16 protein-coding genes are annotated in these 14,875 nt (G+C 64.4%); 2 read left to right on the top strand and 14 right to left on the bottom strand.

Annotated features, from left to right (window positions below; translation table 11 throughout):
- Positions 1 to 7 precede the first annotated feature (7 nt).
- The 10 genes from QX051_RS04260 to rpoZ all read right to left on the bottom strand — a co-directional run bounded on the left by QX051_RS04260 (position 8) and on the right by rpoZ (position 10,589).
- The gene (locus QX051_RS04260; RefSeq protein WP_315740250.1) at positions 8 to 1,756 is read right to left on the bottom strand and encodes a phospholipase D-like domain-containing protein; all 1,749 of its coding nucleotides are present in this window, start codon (positions 1,754 to 1,756) and stop codon (positions 8 to 10) included.
- A gap of 294 nt (positions 1,757 to 2,050) precedes the next feature.
- A complete protein-coding gene (gene recO, locus QX051_RS04265; RefSeq protein WP_315775188.1) occupies positions 2,051 to 2,791 on the bottom strand; it encodes a DNA repair protein RecO in 741 nt (246 codons plus the stop codon).
- A gap of 245 nt (positions 2,792 to 3,036) precedes the next feature.
- Positions 3,037 to 3,417, bottom strand: coding sequence for a hypothetical protein (locus QX051_RS04270; RefSeq protein ID WP_315740252.1), 381 nt, complete (start codon positions 3,415 to 3,417; stop codon positions 3,037 to 3,039).
- A 2-nt stretch (positions 3,418 to 3,419) separates the two neighbouring features.
- Positions 3,420 to 4,346, bottom strand: a complete 927-nt coding sequence (gene era, locus QX051_RS04275; protein ID WP_315775189.1) for a GTPase Era — start codon at positions 4,344 to 4,346, stop codon at positions 3,420 to 3,422.
- Positions 4,336 to 5,403, bottom strand: coding sequence for a ribonuclease III (rnc, locus tag QX051_RS04280; protein ID WP_315775190.1), 1,068 nt, complete (start codon positions 5,401 to 5,403; stop codon positions 4,336 to 4,338). Before rnc ends, era begins: the two co-directional genes overlap by 11 nt.
- Positions 5,400 to 6,161: a signal peptidase I gene (lepB, locus tag QX051_RS04285; protein WP_315740255.1), complete on the bottom strand. Its 762-nt coding sequence runs from the start codon at positions 6,159 to 6,161 to the stop codon at positions 5,400 to 5,402. The genes rnc and lepB overlap by 4 nt, the downstream gene beginning before the upstream one ends.
- A 285-nt stretch (positions 6,162 to 6,446) precedes the next feature.
- Complete coding sequence (gene acpS / locus QX051_RS04290) at positions 6,447 to 6,866, bottom strand: holo-ACP synthase (protein ID WP_315740256.1); 420 nt, start codon at positions 6,864 to 6,866, stop codon at positions 6,447 to 6,449.
- Positions 6,863 to 7,645, bottom strand: coding sequence for a pyridoxine 5'-phosphate synthase (locus tag QX051_RS04295; RefSeq protein ID WP_315775191.1), 783 nt, complete (start codon positions 7,643 to 7,645; stop codon positions 6,863 to 6,865). The genes acpS and QX051_RS04295 overlap by 4 nt, the downstream gene beginning before the upstream one ends.
- An 81-nt stretch (positions 7,646 to 7,726) precedes the next feature.
- Positions 7,727 to 10,027, bottom strand: coding sequence for a bifunctional (p)ppGpp synthetase/guanosine-3',5'-bis(diphosphate) 3'-pyrophosphohydrolase (locus tag QX051_RS04300; protein WP_315775192.1), 2,301 nt, complete (start codon positions 10,025 to 10,027; stop codon positions 7,727 to 7,729).
- 169 nt (positions 10,028 to 10,196) lie between these two features.
- The gene (gene rpoZ / locus QX051_RS04305; RefSeq protein ID WP_006612728.1) at positions 10,197 to 10,589 is read right to left on the bottom strand and encodes a DNA-directed RNA polymerase subunit omega; all 393 of its coding nucleotides are present in this window, start codon (positions 10,587 to 10,589) and stop codon (positions 10,197 to 10,199) included.
- Positions 10,590 to 10,936: 347 nt separating this feature from the next.
- Here rpoZ and QX051_RS04310 point away from each other — a divergent pair, with 347 nt between their 5' ends.
- Positions 10,937 to 11,587, top strand: a complete 651-nt coding sequence (locus QX051_RS04310) for an NYN domain-containing protein (RefSeq protein ID WP_315740259.1) — start codon at positions 10,937 to 10,939, stop codon at positions 11,585 to 11,587.
- Positions 11,568 to 12,254 (top strand): uracil-DNA glycosylase, encoded by a 687-nt coding sequence (locus QX051_RS04315; RefSeq protein ID WP_315758600.1) that lies wholly within the window; start codon positions 11,568 to 11,570, stop codon positions 12,252 to 12,254. The genes QX051_RS04310 and QX051_RS04315 overlap by 20 nt, the downstream gene beginning before the upstream one ends.
- 17 nt (positions 12,255 to 12,271) lie before the next feature.
- Here the strand turns inward: QX051_RS04315 and QX051_RS04320 are convergent, their stop codons facing one another.
- The 4 genes from QX051_RS04320 to dapA all read right to left on the bottom strand — a co-directional run bounded on the left by QX051_RS04320 (position 12,272) and on the right by dapA (position 14,755).
- A complete protein-coding gene (locus QX051_RS04320) occupies positions 12,272 to 12,856 on the bottom strand; it encodes a peroxiredoxin (RefSeq protein WP_315775193.1) in 585 nt (194 codons plus the stop codon).
- Positions 12,857 to 12,907: 51 nt separating this feature from the next.
- Positions 12,908 to 13,381, bottom strand: coding sequence for an SsrA-binding protein SmpB (gene smpB, locus QX051_RS04325; protein ID WP_315711387.1), 474 nt, complete (start codon positions 13,379 to 13,381; stop codon positions 12,908 to 12,910).
- Positions 13,381 to 13,797, bottom strand: coding sequence for a large conductance mechanosensitive channel protein MscL (gene mscL, locus QX051_RS04330; RefSeq protein ID WP_315740262.1), 417 nt, complete (start codon positions 13,795 to 13,797; stop codon positions 13,381 to 13,383). The genes smpB and mscL overlap by 1 nt, the downstream gene beginning before the upstream one ends.
- Before the next feature lie 67 nt (positions 13,798 to 13,864).
- The gene (gene dapA, locus QX051_RS04335) at positions 13,865 to 14,755 is read right to left on the bottom strand and encodes a 4-hydroxy-tetrahydrodipicolinate synthase (RefSeq protein WP_315740263.1); all 891 of its coding nucleotides are present in this window, start codon (positions 14,753 to 14,755) and stop codon (positions 13,865 to 13,867) included.
- Positions 14,756 to 14,875: the final 120 nt, after the last annotated feature.

Below are 14,875 nucleotides of genomic sequence, written 5' to 3' on the forward strand. Positions count from 1 at the left end.
ACGATATCTAGGACGAGAACAGCAATCGATCGCGTTCGGCCTGCGACCCCTCGACATAGAAGCGCTCGAACCAGGCCGGCTTGCCGGACAATGCGGTCGGCTTGCGCAGCGTGATCGCGGCAGGCGCGGATGCAGCGCGCTGCCGCTCGGACTTGCCGTGGAACGCGTCGCGCATCCGGTTGCGAAACTGCAGGTGATCGAACACGCGGGTGGCCTCGATCGCATAGGAGGTGGCGATCTTTCGGTCCTCGATCATGATGAGATGGTCGCCGTTGCCCTTCTCGCCGCTCGGCGAGAAGTTGCTCGATCCGGTGAACACTTTCGCGGTCGGCAGGCTGAAATCGGTCACCAGGAACTTGTGATGGATGTTACGGCCCTTGCCGCCGGACCATTCGCTGCGGAACGGCTCCGGCGCCTTGCTCGCGAGATAGGCGAAATCGACGAGACCGATCGAGCCGTCGGGCTTGCGCAGCTCCAGGGCGCCGCGCTTGTCGACGGTACCGTAGCTGAAGATCGGCCGCTCCATCACGCGGTCGAACGCCTCCTTGGTCGGACCGTCACCGAGCTGGCTCAGAAATGCGACCGAGTAGAACACGGACGAGGTGGCCTGATCGATCGCGGCCCGGATCGGATTGAGCGAGAGATCAGTGGCCTGATGCGGTGAGAAGCAGAGCTGTACGGTCGGCTTTCCCTCGGTGTGGACGGCGTGCCACTTCTTGGAAAAATCATTCGTCCGGAAGGCCGAGGGGTCCTCGAAGGCGATGTCGAACATCTCGCCGAACAGCCCGGCGACATCAGGCGAATGAAAAACCAGCATGTTGTTGGCCTGAATATAGAGGCCGCGGAAGGTGAAATTGGTCGAGCCGCACAGCACCTTCTCGGGCTTGCCGTTGCGGCGCGTGATCAGGACCTTGTTGTGCTGGAGATTGCTGAAATGCGTGCGCAGCACGGCAGCACCCGCCTGCTTGAAGCGCTTGGCGCTGCGCGATTCCGCGCTGCCGGGCAGCTTGTGGCTGTTATCCTTGGCGTTGGAGTCGTCGATGATCGCGCGCAGCCGCGGGCCGAACTGCTCCAGCAGGCCGATCACGTCGGGCTCATTGAGGTCATAGGCCATCACGTCGAGCGTGAGCCCGGGATCCGCCAGGGCCTCTTTCAAGAAGCCGAACAGGAGGTCGTAGGCCTCGAACCCCAGCCACTCGTAGACGCTGTCGCCGGCCTCGTTGGCGAGGTCGAGCTTCTCGAAGCTCGGCCCGTCGCGGCTCTCGACGGGGATGATCTCGGCATTGTTGCCGAACTGATCGCGATAGGCCTGAGACGAGGCGAAGTTGCGGGTGAAACCGATGTCGATGAGGCCATCATAGGTCACGGCGCTCTGCGTGATGTCGAGCGAGAGGCTGGTCCCTGCCACGAGCGTGCCGTCATTGCGCATGTGCTGCTTGGCGACGCGATACGTATAGACTCCGTCCTTGGGCCGGTAAGGAAAATGGATCCAGCGGAATTTCTGGAACGGCGCCTCGGTCGACGGGAAATTCCGGTTGCCGTCGACCTCCGCGCCGGCCCCGGCCGGATAGGAAAACGCGATCCTGTTGCGCAACTGGGAAAAATCCCGCGCGCCCGGCGACTTCACCTCGATCGAGAATCCGACCAGATCGGGTTCGGGCTCGGCGACGTCGAAGCCGATCATCGTCATGCGCTCTCCACGCCACAGCTTGGACGTGAACCCGTTGCTGGATTTGCTGTTCTCGAAATCGCTCATGATCGAAATGCCCCACGGTGATGAAAAAAGGCGCGCACGAAACGCATCTCGCCGAAGGGCTACAATCTTCGCCATGAGCCGCGGACGACGCAACCTCAAAATGATGCGAAACTGGTCATCAACCAGGATTGTTGCATGATCCTACGTCGGTCATGTGAAGGCGGATGTGAATGACGTCACAGTCGGAGACGGTATCCGGATCAGCTTTGCCGTGATGCCGGCGCGTGTGTCGTCAGTCTCGACGTTGGCGAACAAGCGCGAGGGCACATGACGACGAGCGTCGAAAACCGAGCCCTATCGCGAGGCGAGCCTTGCCCGCGTCACGGCGTTGATGAAGCCCTCGCGGGCGTCGGAATGGCCCTGCCCGCGCGGCTCCAACACGTGACGAAGCAGGAACAGGCCGGTCAGCCGGAAACCGTCGAGCAGATCCTGCTGCGACCAGCCATGGCCCTGGTCGCTCTCGCGCAGGAAGGGCGGCAACGGCAGCAGCCGGTCGGCCCATGGCGCGCCGGCCGTGCGCGACACCGCGCCGCCCGACTTCGGGGATACGTAGATCAGGTCCGAGGTCTCACCGGTCGCAGCGCAGGAGTCGAGATCGAGCCCGAAGCCGAGTTCGGCGAGGATCGCCAGCTCGAAGCGTACGATGTGGACGGCGGCGCCGCCCGCATCCTCGAAATCATCGAGCGCATGTTCGAGCCGCAGATACATGTCCTCGTGCGGATCGCGCTCCGGCAACAGCCGGGCCAGCGAGGCAAGATGCGTCACGCCGTAGGCGCCGTGTTGCGCGGAGATCAGCCCCGCCGCCCGCAAGGTCAGCGCGTCGATGGCGTACATGCCGAGATGCTCGTCGAGCCGCGCGCGCCAGATCGCGCGCACCGTGTTGCCCGGCTGCAGCACCGGCCGCATGCGCTTGCCGCTCGCCCCGCGCACGAGACCGAGATGCCGGCCATGCTCGCGGGTCAGCAACTCGACGACGGCCGAGGATTCGCCGTGCCGCCGCACGCCCAGCACGATGCCATCGTCGGTCCATTCCATCGGTGTGGGATCTCCACCACTCGCAGACGCCAAGCCGTGAGCGCCAGTCGACGATCAAGCCCCAACGTTGCTCGCGCGTGCTGCCGCCACAAACACCGTCATTGCGAGTGCAGCGAAGCAATCCAGAGTTTCACGCGCAGCCCTGGATCGCTTCGCTGCGCTCGCAATGACGGAATGATCGTTAAGCGCCAAACGCAGGGTGGGCGCGCTGCGCTTTGCCCACCCCGCAATCTGCATTCCATCCATCACGCGTTGAACCAGCCGCGCGCATCGCCCGTGAACGAGTAGTACAATCCCATCGTCGTCAGCGCGCAGGAGATGACCTCGATGCCGGCATCGAGCGTCATGCCCTTCTGACCAATCACCTGCACCAGGGAGATGTCGGACAGCACCAGCGCCGCCAGTAGCACCCAGCGCGGCCAGTTCTTGCGGCGCTGCGCCGCCAGATAGACGAAATAGAACAGCAGCAGGATGACCACCCCGTTGAGCACGGTCTGCGCGGTGATCATGTCCTCGGTCATGTCGAAGGTCGGCGTCCGGTCCGAGACGGCAACAGACAACGCATCCAGCATCAGCGAGATGTAGAGCAGCACTTCGAACCACAACACGTTGCGCGGCACGCTCATTGTCATTCCCTGGGGAACTCGAGCCCCATTTCCCGGTAGCGGTCGGGATCGTCGCCCCAGTTCTCGCGGACCTTCACGAACAGGAACAGGTGCACCGGCACGCCGGCAATCTCGGCGATTTCCTTGCGCGACTGCGCGCCGATCGACTTGATCGTCGCGCCGCCCTTGCCGAGCACGATCTTGCGCTGGCTGTCCCGCTCCACGAAGATCGTCTGCTCAATCCGGATCGAACCATCCTTGCGCTCGGTCCAGCTGTCGGTCTCGACGGTGGACTGGTACGGCAGCTCCTGATGCAGATGCGAATAGATCTTCTCGCGGGTGATCTCGGCCGCGAGGTGCCGCATCGGCGCGTCCGACATCTGGTCCTCGGGATAGTGGAACGGACCGGGAGGCACCATCTCCGCCAAGGCCCGCCTGAGATCGTCGACTCCGTCGCCCGAGATCGCCGAGATCATGAAGGTGCGCGCGAAGGACAGCTTCTCGTTGGCAGCCGCGACCAGCGCCAGCAGCTTCTCGCGCGGCACCAGGTCGACCTTGTTGACCACCAGGATCTTCTCGTGCGCGACGGCGGCCGCCTTGTCGATGATGGACTGCGCCTCGTCGTCGATGCCCTTCTTGGCATCGAGCAGCACGCAGACGACATCGGCGTCATGCGCCCCGCTCCAGGCCGTCGTGACCATGGCGCGGTCCAGCCTGCGCTTCGGCGCGAAAATTCCGGGGGTGTCGACCAGAATGATCTGAGACGCGCCTTCGATGACGATGCCGCGGATCAGCGCTCGCGTCGTCTGCACCTTGCGCGAGACGATCGTGACCTTGGAGCCGACCAGCGCGTTGACGAGCGTCGATTTGCCGACGTTGGGCGCGCCGATCAGCGCAACGAAACCGCAGCGGGTCTGGACAGCCGGCACTGATTGCTGTTCAGCCGTCATTGCTGCCGCCGCTGACGCCTTCGCGCTCGATCATGACCGATGCCGCCACCTTTTCTGCCGCCCGCTTGGAGCCACCGACGCCTTCAGCGGGCTCCAGGCCCGGCAGATCGACGGCGACGCGGAACTGCGGATCGTGATGCGGGCCGGTGCGCTCGACCTCCCGGTACACCGGGGTCGGCAGGCCCTTGCCCTGGGCCCATTCCTGCAGCACCGTCTTCGGATCGCGCAGCGGGCGCCGCGGCTTGTGCATGCGCTCGGTCCAGTTGCGCTCGACGAATCCAGCGGCGGCCGCGTAGCCACCGTCGAGGAAGATCGCGCCGATCACCGCCTCGCAGACGTCGCCCAAAACCGACTTGCGCAACCGCGCCCCGGCGCCGGCGCCGACCGCGCCGAGCTTGATGTCGTCGAGCAGGCCGAGCGACTTGGCGACGTCGGCGCAGCTCTCCTTGCGCACGAGATCGGCCAGCCGCTTCGACAGCTCACCCTCGTCCGCGCTCGGAAACGAGCGGTACAGCATGTCGGACACGATCAGGCCGAGCACGTGGTCGCCGAGGAATTCGAGCCGCTGATAGCTGTCGCCACGCTTCTTGGACGACTTCAGCGCCGAGACGTGGGTGAAGGCGGTGCTGAGCAGTGACGGATCGGCGAAGTGATGACCGATGCGCGCCTCGATCGCGGCATTGGCGGCCTTGTCCGCGGCCTTGGCGCCCTTGGCCGCGCCGGTTCCCGCGCTTTTGGTGCGGCGACTGCCCTTCGCCTTGCTGCGCGGCTTGCCGTCGGGATCGGTCTCGGCAACAAGCTGGGCCGTGTCCGCCGCGTCCGGGCTCGCGATCGCCGATTCGGACTCGACGGTCTTCGTATCCGCCTTGAAGCTCGGCTTCGGATCGGTCTTGGAATCGGTCTTCGACTCGATCTTGGGCTCGCTCTTCTGCTCAGGCTTGATCTCAGACTTCGGCCGGGACGCGGCCTTGGGCGTCGCCTCCAGCGCACCCGTGCCGGGTTGCGGGCTCGATGCGGCAGCCTGCGTCGTCTGGATTTCGGGTGAGTCGTCGATCATCGGACGAATTTGAAGATTCGATTCCAGCGCACCGATACCGGCCAGCGCCAGAACGCCCAGGCATGCTCGCCTTCGGCAATGGAAAAGAAGATCAGCTGCGCGCGGCCGACGATGTTCTCGAACGGCACGTAGCCGACCTGGCTGAGGAAGCGGCTGTCGGTCGAGTTGTCGCGGTTGTCGCCCATCATGAAGAAGTTGCCGGCCGGCACGGTATACACCGCGGTGTTGTCGACATAGCCGTTGTCGACGCAGTCGAGCGTCTCGTAGCTGACGCCGTTCGGCAGGGTCTCCTTCCAGCGCTTGACGCGCGCGGTCGAGTCGGGCTGCCCGCAGGGATCCTCGCCGATGAAATCGGAGAGCCGCTCGCGCTGCACCGGCTTGTCGTTGACGTAGAGCAGCCCTTCGCGCACCTGGATGCGGTCGCCAGGCAGGCCGATCACGCGCTTGATGTAGTCGGTGGTGTCGTCCTTGGGCAGACGAAACACGACGATGTCGCCGCGGCTCGGCTCCGAGCCGAACATGCGGCCCGAGAACAGCGGCGGCGACAGCGGAATCGAGTAGTGGCTATAGCCGTACGAATATTTCGATACGAACAGATAGTCGCCGACCAGCAGGGTCGCCTTCATCGATCCGGAGGGGATGTTGAACGGCTGGAATAGGAAGGTGCGGATCACCAGCGCAATCAGTAGCGCATGAACGACGACGCGAACGGTTTCACCGAGGCCGCTCTCAGTCTTGGTTCCGGAGGTCACGCTCATCGCTCTTTCAATGTCCCTTGGCGAATGGTCCGACGATTCGCCAGCCGTTGCCGAACACCCCTCCGCCCGCGAACACCATACCGTTCCGCGGCTTAAGGGAGTCTGTCCTGATTCTGGTGGTTAAGGCCAACTCCGGTTTGACCCAGAATCCGCCCGTGATGCAGCCGGTTCAATCCGGCGGGTTTTAGACGACTGCGCGGGGCCGCGCAATCAATCGCCGTATCAAAACTATATAACTCGCTGGAATCGATCGCATTTTTGTTTTTCCTGCGGGGCGGCCGCCCATCAGGATGTCTCGCGGCGCACCGCCGAAATTATGACGAAGGCTTGCGCCAGCGGCCAGTCGTCGGTGATCGACAGGTCGATGCGGGCCTCGTGGCCCTCAGGCGTCAGCGCCCTGAGCCGTTCGGCCGCGCCACCCGTAAGCTGCATGGTCGGCCTGCCCCCGGGCAGGTTCACCACCCCCATGTCACGCCACCACACCCCGTGACGGATTCCGGTGCCGAGCGCCTTGGCGCAGGCCTCCTTGGCGGCGAATCGCTTGGCGTAGGTGGCGATCACCATCTTCTCGTTCTTGGCCCGCCGCTCGGCCTTGGCGCGCTCGGCCGCGGTGAAGATGCGGTTCAGGAAGCGCTCGCCATGGCGCCCGATGACCTCGCCGACCCGGCGGATGTCGATCAGGTCGGAGCCGATGCCGATGATCATGCTGATGTCCCCAGCCGCGCGCGGCCGCGATCCATCGCCGCGCGCATGGTCCGCACCGACTGGGGCAAACCCACGAACAGCGCCTCCCCCATCATGAAGTAGCCGATGTTGAGCTCGACGATCTCCGGCAGGGCCGCGATCCGCTCGGCGGTGGCATAGTCGAGCCCGTGTCCGGCATGGACTTCGAGCCCGGCCGCATAGGCCAGCCGGGCGCCGGTCACGATCCGCTCCCACTCGGCAGCCGCCTTGTCATCATGGCCGTCGGTGATGGCATCGCACCAGCCGCCGGTGTGGATCTCGATCACGGGCGCGCGCAGCCGGGCCGCCATCTCGATCTGCGCCGGGTCGGCGGCGATGAACAGCGAGACCCGGATGCCGGCATCGCTCAGCCGGGCGATCGCCGGTGCCAGCGCCTTGTGCTGGCCGACCACGTCGAGGCCGCCCTCCGTGGTCAGCTCCTCGCGCCGCTCCGGCACCAGACAGCAGGCGTGCGGCCGCGTCGCGAGCGCGATCCGCACCATCTCCTCGGTGGCCGCCATCTCGAAATTCAGCGGCTTGGAGATCTCGGCCTTCAGCCGCGCCATGTCGTCGTCGCGGATGTGCCGACGGTCCTCGCGCAGATGCGCCGTGATGCCGTCGGCCCCGGCCTCGATCGCGAGCAGCGCGGCGCGCACCGGATCGGGGCTACGACCGCCGCGGGCATTTCGCAAGGTGGCGATGTGGTCGACGTTGACGCCGAGGCGCAGCTTCGGAGGATGTGACTTAGACGGATCGGACATGGGCCGGCTCGCAGGACTTTCGAGTAGACTACGGCTTGTTTAGCGCATCCCGGAGCAGAACGCCGCTGCCTTCCCCGCAGATTAGCCATTCACCCGGTCGACCCGCGCCACGATGGTCTTGGCGCGCAACTGGTTGATGATCGCCGAGAGATGCTTGAGGTCGTAGACCTCGAGATCGATCGTGAGCTCGGTGAAGTCAGGCGAGCGGCGGCTCATGCTGATGTTGTCGATGTTGCCGTCATGCTCGGCGATCACGGTCGCGACCTGGGCGAGGCTGCCGGGCTCGTTGACGTTCTCGACGCGAATACGCGCCGGGAAGCGCTGCGGGGAGGTCTCGTCGACATCCCAGCGCACGTCGAGCCAGCGCTCCGGCTCCTCCTCGAAATCCTTCAGCGCCGGCGACTGGATCGGATAGATCGTGATCCCCTCGCCCGGCGTCACGATGCCGACGATGCGGTCGCCCGGCACGGCGCCGCCGTTCGGCGCGAACTTCACCGGCAGACCGGAATTGAGCCCGCTGATCGGGATCGCAAACGGGCCGCGGTGGGGCTCGGCCGCAGGCGCGGTAGCCTTGGCTGCCGGCGCGGCGGCCGTCTTCTTGGCGCCGTAGCGCACGACGCGCTCTTCCTTGTAGTCCGGATACATCGCACGCGCGACGTCGGAGGCCTTGATCTCGCCGCGTCCGACCGCCGCCATCACGTCGTCGATCGAGGCGCGGGCCAGGCGCGGCAACGCCCCTTTCAGCTTGTCGTCGGCATATTCGAGCTTGGTGCGCTCGAACAGGCGCTCGACGATGCGGCGGCCGAGCCCGGCATATTGATCGCGCACGGCGGTGCGGGTGGCGCGCCGGATCGCCGCGCGGGCCTTGCCGGTGACGGCGAGCGTCTCCCAGGCCGAGGGCGGCGCCGACTGCGCGTCCGAGGTCAGGACCTCGACCTCGTCGCCGTTCTGCAGTTCCGACGACAGCGCGGCGAACTTGCCGTTGATCTTGCATCCGACCGCGCTGTTGCCGACGTCGGTATGCACGGCATAGGCGAAGTCGATCACGTTTGCGTGGCGCGGCAGCGCGATCAGCTTTCCCTTCGGCGTGAAGCAGAACACCTGATCGTGAAACAGCTCCAGCTTGGTGTGCTCGAGGAACTCCTCCGGATTTGCGCTCTCCGAGAGGATGCCGATGGTGTGGCGCAGCCACGCGAATGCGTTCGATTCGCGTTTGAGCCGTTCGGTCGGCGAGCCGATGTCATCCTTGTAGAAGGCATGGGCGGCGATGCCGAGCTCGGCGATCTGATCCATGTCCTCGGTGCGGATCTGCAGCTCGACGCGCTGCTTGCCCGGGCCGATCACGGTTGTGTGTATCGAGCGATAGTCGTTCTGCTTCGGCGTCGAGATGTAGTCCTTGAAACGGCCCGGCACGACCGGCCAGGTCGTATGCACGATACCGAGCGCACGATAGCAGGATTCGAGATCCGGCATGATCACGCGAAAGCCGAAGATGTCGGACAGCTGCTCGAACCCGATCGATTTGCGCTCCATCTTGGTCCAGATCGAGAACGGCCGTTTGCGGCGGCCGAACACCCGGGCCGTCAGGCCATGGTCGCGAAACTTGCGCGCCAGCTGGCTCTCGATTTCGCCGATCAGATTGCGGTTGCGCTCCGCCAGCGCATCGAGCCGCTGCATCACCACGCTGTAGGCCTGCGGGTCGAGCGTCCGGAACGAGAGATCCTCGAGTTCCTCGCGCATCTCCTGCATGCCCATCCGGCCCGCCAGCGGCGCATAGATGTCGAGCGTTTCCTCGGCGATGCGCCGGCGCGACGTCTCGGGCACGAACTCCAGCGTGCGCATGTTGTGCAAGCGATCCGCGAGCTTGACCAGCAGGACACGCACGTCGTCGGCGATGGCGAGCAGCAGCTTGCGCAGGTTCTCGGCCTGCTTGGCCTCGCGCGAGACCAATTCAAGCCGCTTCAGCTTAGTCAGTCCCTCGACCAGAGCGCCGATCTCGGGCCCGAAGAAGCGGTCGATCTCGGCGCGGGTCGCCTCGGTGTCCTCGATCGTGTCGTGCAGCAGCGCCGCGACGATGGTCGCGTCATCCAGCTTCAGGTCGGTCAAAATGGCCGCGACCTCGAGCGGATGCGTAAAATACGGGTCGCCGGACGCGCGGGTCTGCGACCCATGCGCCTTCATGGCGTACACATAGGCGCGGTTGAGGAGATCCTCGTTCGTATCCGGATTGTAGGAGCGGACCCGTTCCACCAGATCGTACTGCCGCATCATGCGGGAGCGCGGCTTCTGCGGCCGCGGCCGCTCAGCCGGCGGCGGAGGCGCCAACGCGGCCGATTCGGCCGCCGCCTGCATCTGCTGAGGAATGTGGCCCGAAACCACCATGGAAAATGACTAAACCTTTATCTTCGTGACCAAATCTGCCGGACGGCAGGCGCTGGCCGCAGCCCTATGGTAATCACGGAATCACGTTCAAATGCAAAGGCCCGGACGCGGTCCGGGCCTTCACAATCTCACAAGTGAACTGGAGCGCGCGCTGACGGCGACGATGCCGTCACTCGTCCTCTTCGGGCTGCTCTTCCGGCGGAGCGAGGCCCTCGAGGCCCTTCAGCAGTTCTTCCTCGGTCATGCGCTCGACGGCGACCTCGGTGTCGTCGGCATCGACGCTGGCACCGGCCGAGCCGATCAGCGGCACCGTGTCCGGCTCCGGCTCGTCGACCTCGACGAACTTCTGCAGCGAATGAACCAGTTCTTCCTTCAGATCCTCGGGAGAAATGGTCGAATCCGCAATTTCGCGGAGTGCGACGACGGGATTCTTGTCATTATCTCTATCGATTGTAAGTTGTGATCCCGACGAGATCATGCGCGCGCGATGCGCGGCCAGAAGGACCAGGTCGAACCGGTTGTCGACTTTATCGATACAATCTTCCACAGTGACGCGCGCCATTGTCGCTCCGGTCCTTTGTGTGCTTAATATGCTGATTATGCTGGGCTAGTTATAGAGGCTGGCCGGTTTTCGCAAGGCTAAACTGGCGTCAGGTTTCGGTAAGGGGCAAGGTGTACCGAATTCGGCAACCTTGACTGGCGCTCCGTCCAGACCCGCGGAATTCGGGCGTTGGACAAGAAAACGCTTCATTACGTCGTCACAAGTGCGCCTTTGTTGCCCCGATCACTCCCGTTTGCGGTAACCTCACACCAGATGGACCGCCGACGCCTTGGCAGTATCTTGAAATGGAATGCGCGACCGACTGGAGTCGCGCCAAAAATAGAATCTAACTGAACGCGAGACACTGAATGTCATCTTCGACCAACAAGATTGCGCTCTTCATTGACGGCGCCAACCTATACGCCACGGCCAAGACGCTCGGCTTCGACATCGACTACAAGCGCCTGCTCAAGGAATTTCAGAGCCGCGGCACGCTGCTCCGCGCGTTCTATTACACCGCGATCATCGAGGATCAGGAGTATTCGTCGATTCGACCCTTGATCGACTGGCTCGACTACAACGGCTATACGGTCGTCACCAAGGCGACCAAGGAATTCATCGACGCCAGCGGCCGCCGCAAGGTCAAGGGCAACATGGACATCGAGCTCGCCGTGGATGCGATGGAACTCGCCGAGCATATCGACCAGATGGTGCTGTTCTCGGGCGACGGCGACTTCCGCTCGCTGGTCGAAGCGATGCAGCGTCGCGGCGTTCGCGTCACCGTGATCTCGACCATCTCCAGCCAGCCGCCGATGATCGCCGATGAGCTGCGCCGCCAGGCCGACGTCTTCACCGACCTCATGGAGTTGCAGTCCAAGCTCGGCCGCGACCCGTCGGAGCGCCCCGCCCCGCGCGAGCCGCGCCACCATTCCCCGCAATTCCTCCAGCGCAGCACGACCGCACCGGCCGCACGCACCACCACGACCACCCCCACCACCGATGACGATTTCGACGACTAGGCGGCGGACGGACGCCACATCTGCGCCATCCACCCCGTCCTCGACCAATCCCGATCGAGACTGTCCGCTGTGCCCTCGCCTCGTGGAGTTCCGCGAGGCACAGCGCGCGCGTGAGCCGTCGTGGTTCAACGCGCCGGTGCCGTCGTTCGGTGATCCCGATGCGCGGCTCCTGATCGTCGGGCTCGCGCCGGGGCTGCAAGGCGCCAATCGGACCGGGCGTCCCTTCACGGGCGACTACGCCGGCGAGCTGCTCTATGGGACGCTGCTGCATTACGGATTTGCGAAAGGCCGGTTCGAAGCTCGCCCCGACGACGGGCTGACGCTGGTGGATTGTCGAATCAGCAACGCGGTGCGCTGCGTGCCGCCACAGAACAAGCCGCTGCCGGCCGAGATCAACCAGTGCCGGAGCTTCCTCGGCGCCACCATCGCCGCGATGCCGCGGCTGCGCAGCATCGTCGCGCTCGGCCGCATCTCCCACGACACGCTGCTGAAGCTGCTGGGCTTGCGCGCGGTCGCGGCGCCCTTCGCCCATGGCGCCGTGCACCAGGCCGGCAGGATCAGGCTGTACGACAGCTATCACTGCTCACGCTACAACACGAATACCGGCGTGCTCACGACCGAGATGTTCCACGCCGTGTTCGCGCGCGTAAAGGCGGAGCTGGATTAGTTCGGCACGCCCCACCCTCACGCGCCAGATGCGCGGTTGTCCTTCAGCCACGCCAGCACGTCGCCCGCGTTCCTGTCCGGCGGAAACACCGGATAGAACACGTGGGTGATGCGCGCGGCGTCCACGATCATGGCAAGCCGCTTGATCATGGTCAGCCCGACGATCTCCATCGTCGGCAACCGCAGTGCATTGGTGAGCTCGAGCTTCTCGTCCGACAGCACCGGAAACGGCAGGTGCAGGCGCGAGGCCATCTCGGTCTGATAGGCATTGCTCTGCGTCGACAGACCGAACACATGCACGGCGCCCGCTGATTTCAACTCGCCGAACAGGTCGCGGAAGCTGCAGGTCTGCGGCGTGCAGCCGCGCGCGCCCGGGATCATATCCCAGTCCTCGACCAGTGACACCTTGCCGGGTTCGCCGGTCCGTGGATAGGCGAACACCACGGTCCGTCCCGGAAGATCCGACAGCGTGACCAGTGTGTCGTCGGTGGCACGCAGCCCGATCGCGGGAATGATCATTCCGACCAGATGATCGGCTGCGCCGTCGTCGGTCGGAGCCGGAATCCGGCTCCAGTCGACGTCCAAGAGGTTCTTCTGATTCATCGGATGCTTTCCCAAGGCTCGGGCGTGGAGGAGCGCGCGGCAAAGGTCTCGTTAGCCGCGCGCCCGCAGCAGCCGGCCCTTCTCGCGGCCCCAATCGCGCTTCTTCTCGCTCTCGCGCTTGTCGTGCAGCTTCTTGCCCTTGGCCACGGCGAGCAGCAGCTTGGCGCGGCCGCGCTCGTTGAAATAGAGCTTCAGCGGGATCAGCGTCATGCCTTCGCGCTCGACCGCACCCATCAGCTTGTTGATCTGCTTGCGATGCAGCAGCAGCTTGCGCGGCCGCTTCGGCTCGTGATTGAAGCGGTTGGCCTGCAGATATTCGGGAATGTTGGCGTTGATCAGCCAGATTTCGCCGTTGCGCGAATCCGCATAGGATTCCGCGATCGTCGACTTGCCGCCGCGGACCGACTTCACCTCGGTGCCGGTCAGCGCGATGCCGGCCTCGATGGTGTCCTCGATCGCGTAGTTGAACCGCGCCTTGCGATTCTCGGCGGCGACCGTGATCTTGGGTTCGTTCTTTTCAGCCATCAGGACTTTTTCAGGAGATCACGGATCTCGGTCAACAGCTCGACCTCGGCCGAGGGCTTCGCCGGCGCCGCGGGGGCTGCCGCTTCGTTCCGCTTCAACCTGTTTATCACACGGATGATCATGAACAGCACGAAAGCGATGATGAAGAAGTTCAGGGTCAGGGTCAGGAACTGTCCATAGGCCAGCACGGCACCCTGCTTCTTCGCGTCCGCAAGGTTGCCCGCATTGACCGTCTTGGACAGCGGGATGAAGTAGTTCGAAAAATCGAGGCCGCCGGTGATGGCGCCGATGATCGGCATGATGACATCGGCGACGAGCGAGGTGACGATGGCGCCGAAGGCCGCGCCGATGATGACGCCGACGGCGAGGTCGACGACGTTGCCCTTCATCGCGAATTCACGAAATTCCTTCAACATGCTCGCGTCCCCCTCAGACTTGCGAGAAATCCTCGCGACCTTCGCCGATCCCGAGCTCCCTCGGAACCTAGTTGATCAGTCCGGCATGAACCATCGCCTCGCGCACCGCGACCCGGGTCGGCTCCGACACCGGCACCATCGGCAACCGCAGCTTCTCCTCGATCTTGCCGAGCAGCGACAGCGCGTATTTCACCGGCGCCGGGTTGGACTCGATGAACAAATTGGTGTGCAGCGGCATCAGCTTGTCGTGGATCTTCAGCGCCGTTGCGACATCGCCCTTCTGCCAGGCCTGGTGGAATTCCGAGCACAGCCGCGGCGCGACGTTCGACGTGACGGAGATGCAGCCATGGCCGCCATGCGCCATGTAGCCGATGATCGTCGCATCCTCGCCCGAGAGCTGGTTGAACTCCTCGCCCATCGCGGCGCGCTGCTGCGACACCCGCACCATGCTCGCGGTAGCATCCTTCACGCCGGCGATGTTCTTCAGCTCGAACAGGCGCTTCATGGTGTCGACGGACATGTCGATCACCGAGCGCGGAGGAATATTGTAGATGATGATCGGAATGCCGATCGCATCGTTGATCGCCTTGAAGTGCTGATACAGGCCTTCCTGCGTCGGCTTGTTGTAATAGGGCGTCACCACCAGCACTGCGTCAGCCCCCGCCTTCTCGGCGTGCTGGGCGAGCTCGACCGCCTCCTTGGTCGAATTGGAGCCGGCGCCGGCGACGACGGGCACGCGTCCCCGGGCCTCGGCGATGCACCACTCGACCACCTGCTTATGCTCGTCATGGCTGAGCGTCGGGCTCTCGCCGGTCGTGCCTACTGGCACGAGGCCGTTGGTGCCCTCGTCGATCTGCCAGTTCACCAGGCTGCGAAAAGCGGCCTCGTCCACGGAGCCGTTCTTGAAAGGAGTGACCAAGGCGGTGAAAGAACCCCGGAAATTCGTCTTGGCTGCCATGAAACTCCCTCCCAAACGCCGTTTGGCCCCTGTACGAGCCACTTCATACCGGGTCTGCCGACGAGGCGGAAGGCCCGCCCGCGGTTGGGCTGCCTTCTCAACAGGCACACGGATCGCTCG

The sequence above is a fragment of the Bradyrhizobium sp. SZCCHNR1053 genome (assembly GCF_032381235.1).
Taxonomy (GTDB): Bacteria; Pseudomonadota; Alphaproteobacteria; order Rhizobiales; family Xanthobacteraceae; genus Bradyrhizobium.

What these genes read in the sequence shown, in the direction of transcription:
- QX051_RS04260 (WP_315740250.1), bottom strand. Translation starts at nt 1,756, where the DNA reads ATGAGCGATTTCGAGAACAGCAAATCCAGCAACGGGTTCACGTCCAAG.
- recO (WP_315775188.1), bottom strand. Translation starts at nt 2,791, where the DNA reads ATGGAATGGACCGACGATGGCATCGTGCTGGGCGTGCGGCGGCACGGC.
- QX051_RS04270 (WP_315740252.1), bottom strand. Translation starts at nt 3,417, where the DNA reads ATGAGCGTGCCGCGCAACGTGTTGTGGTTCGAAGTGCTGCTCTACATC.
- era (WP_315775189.1), bottom strand. Translation starts at nt 4,346, where the DNA reads ATGACGGCTGAACAGCAATCAGTGCCGGCTGTCCAGACCCGCTGCGGT.
- rnc (WP_315775190.1), bottom strand. Translation starts at nt 5,403, where the DNA reads ATGATCGACGACTCACCCGAAATCCAGACGACGCAGGCTGCCGCATCG.
- lepB (WP_315740255.1), bottom strand. Translation starts at nt 6,161, where the DNA reads ATGAGCGTGACCTCCGGAACCAAGACTGAGAGCGGCCTCGGTGAAACC.
- acpS (WP_315740256.1), bottom strand. Translation starts at nt 6,866, where the DNA reads ATGATCATCGGCATCGGCTCCGACCTGATCGACATCCGCCGGGTCGGC.
- QX051_RS04295 (WP_315775191.1), bottom strand. Translation starts at nt 7,645, where the DNA reads ATGTCCGATCCGTCTAAGTCACATCCTCCGAAGCTGCGCCTCGGCGTC.
- QX051_RS04300 (WP_315775192.1), bottom strand. Translation starts at nt 10,027, where the DNA reads ATGGTGGTTTCGGGCCACATTCCTCAGCAGATGCAGGCGGCGGCCGAA.
- rpoZ (WP_006612728.1), bottom strand. Translation starts at nt 10,589, where the DNA reads ATGGCGCGCGTCACTGTGGAAGATTGTATCGATAAAGTCGACAACCGG.
- QX051_RS04310 (WP_315740259.1), top strand. Translation starts at nt 10,937, where the DNA reads ATGTCATCTTCGACCAACAAGATTGCGCTCTTCATTGACGGCGCCAAC.
- QX051_RS04315 (WP_315758600.1), top strand. Translation starts at nt 11,568, where the DNA reads ATGACGATTTCGACGACTAGGCGGCGGACGGACGCCACATCTGCGCCA.
- QX051_RS04320 (WP_315775193.1), bottom strand. Translation starts at nt 12,856, where the DNA reads ATGAATCAGAAGAACCTCTTGGACGTCGACTGGAGCCGGATTCCGGCT.
- smpB (WP_315711387.1), bottom strand. Translation starts at nt 13,381, where the DNA reads ATGGCTGAAAAGAACGAACCCAAGATCACGGTCGCCGCCGAGAATCGC.
- mscL (WP_315740262.1), bottom strand. Translation starts at nt 13,797, where the DNA reads ATGTTGAAGGAATTTCGTGAATTCGCGATGAAGGGCAACGTCGTCGAC.
- dapA (WP_315740263.1), bottom strand. Translation starts at nt 14,755, where the DNA reads ATGGCAGCCAAGACGAATTTCCGGGGTTCTTTCACCGCCTTGGTCACT.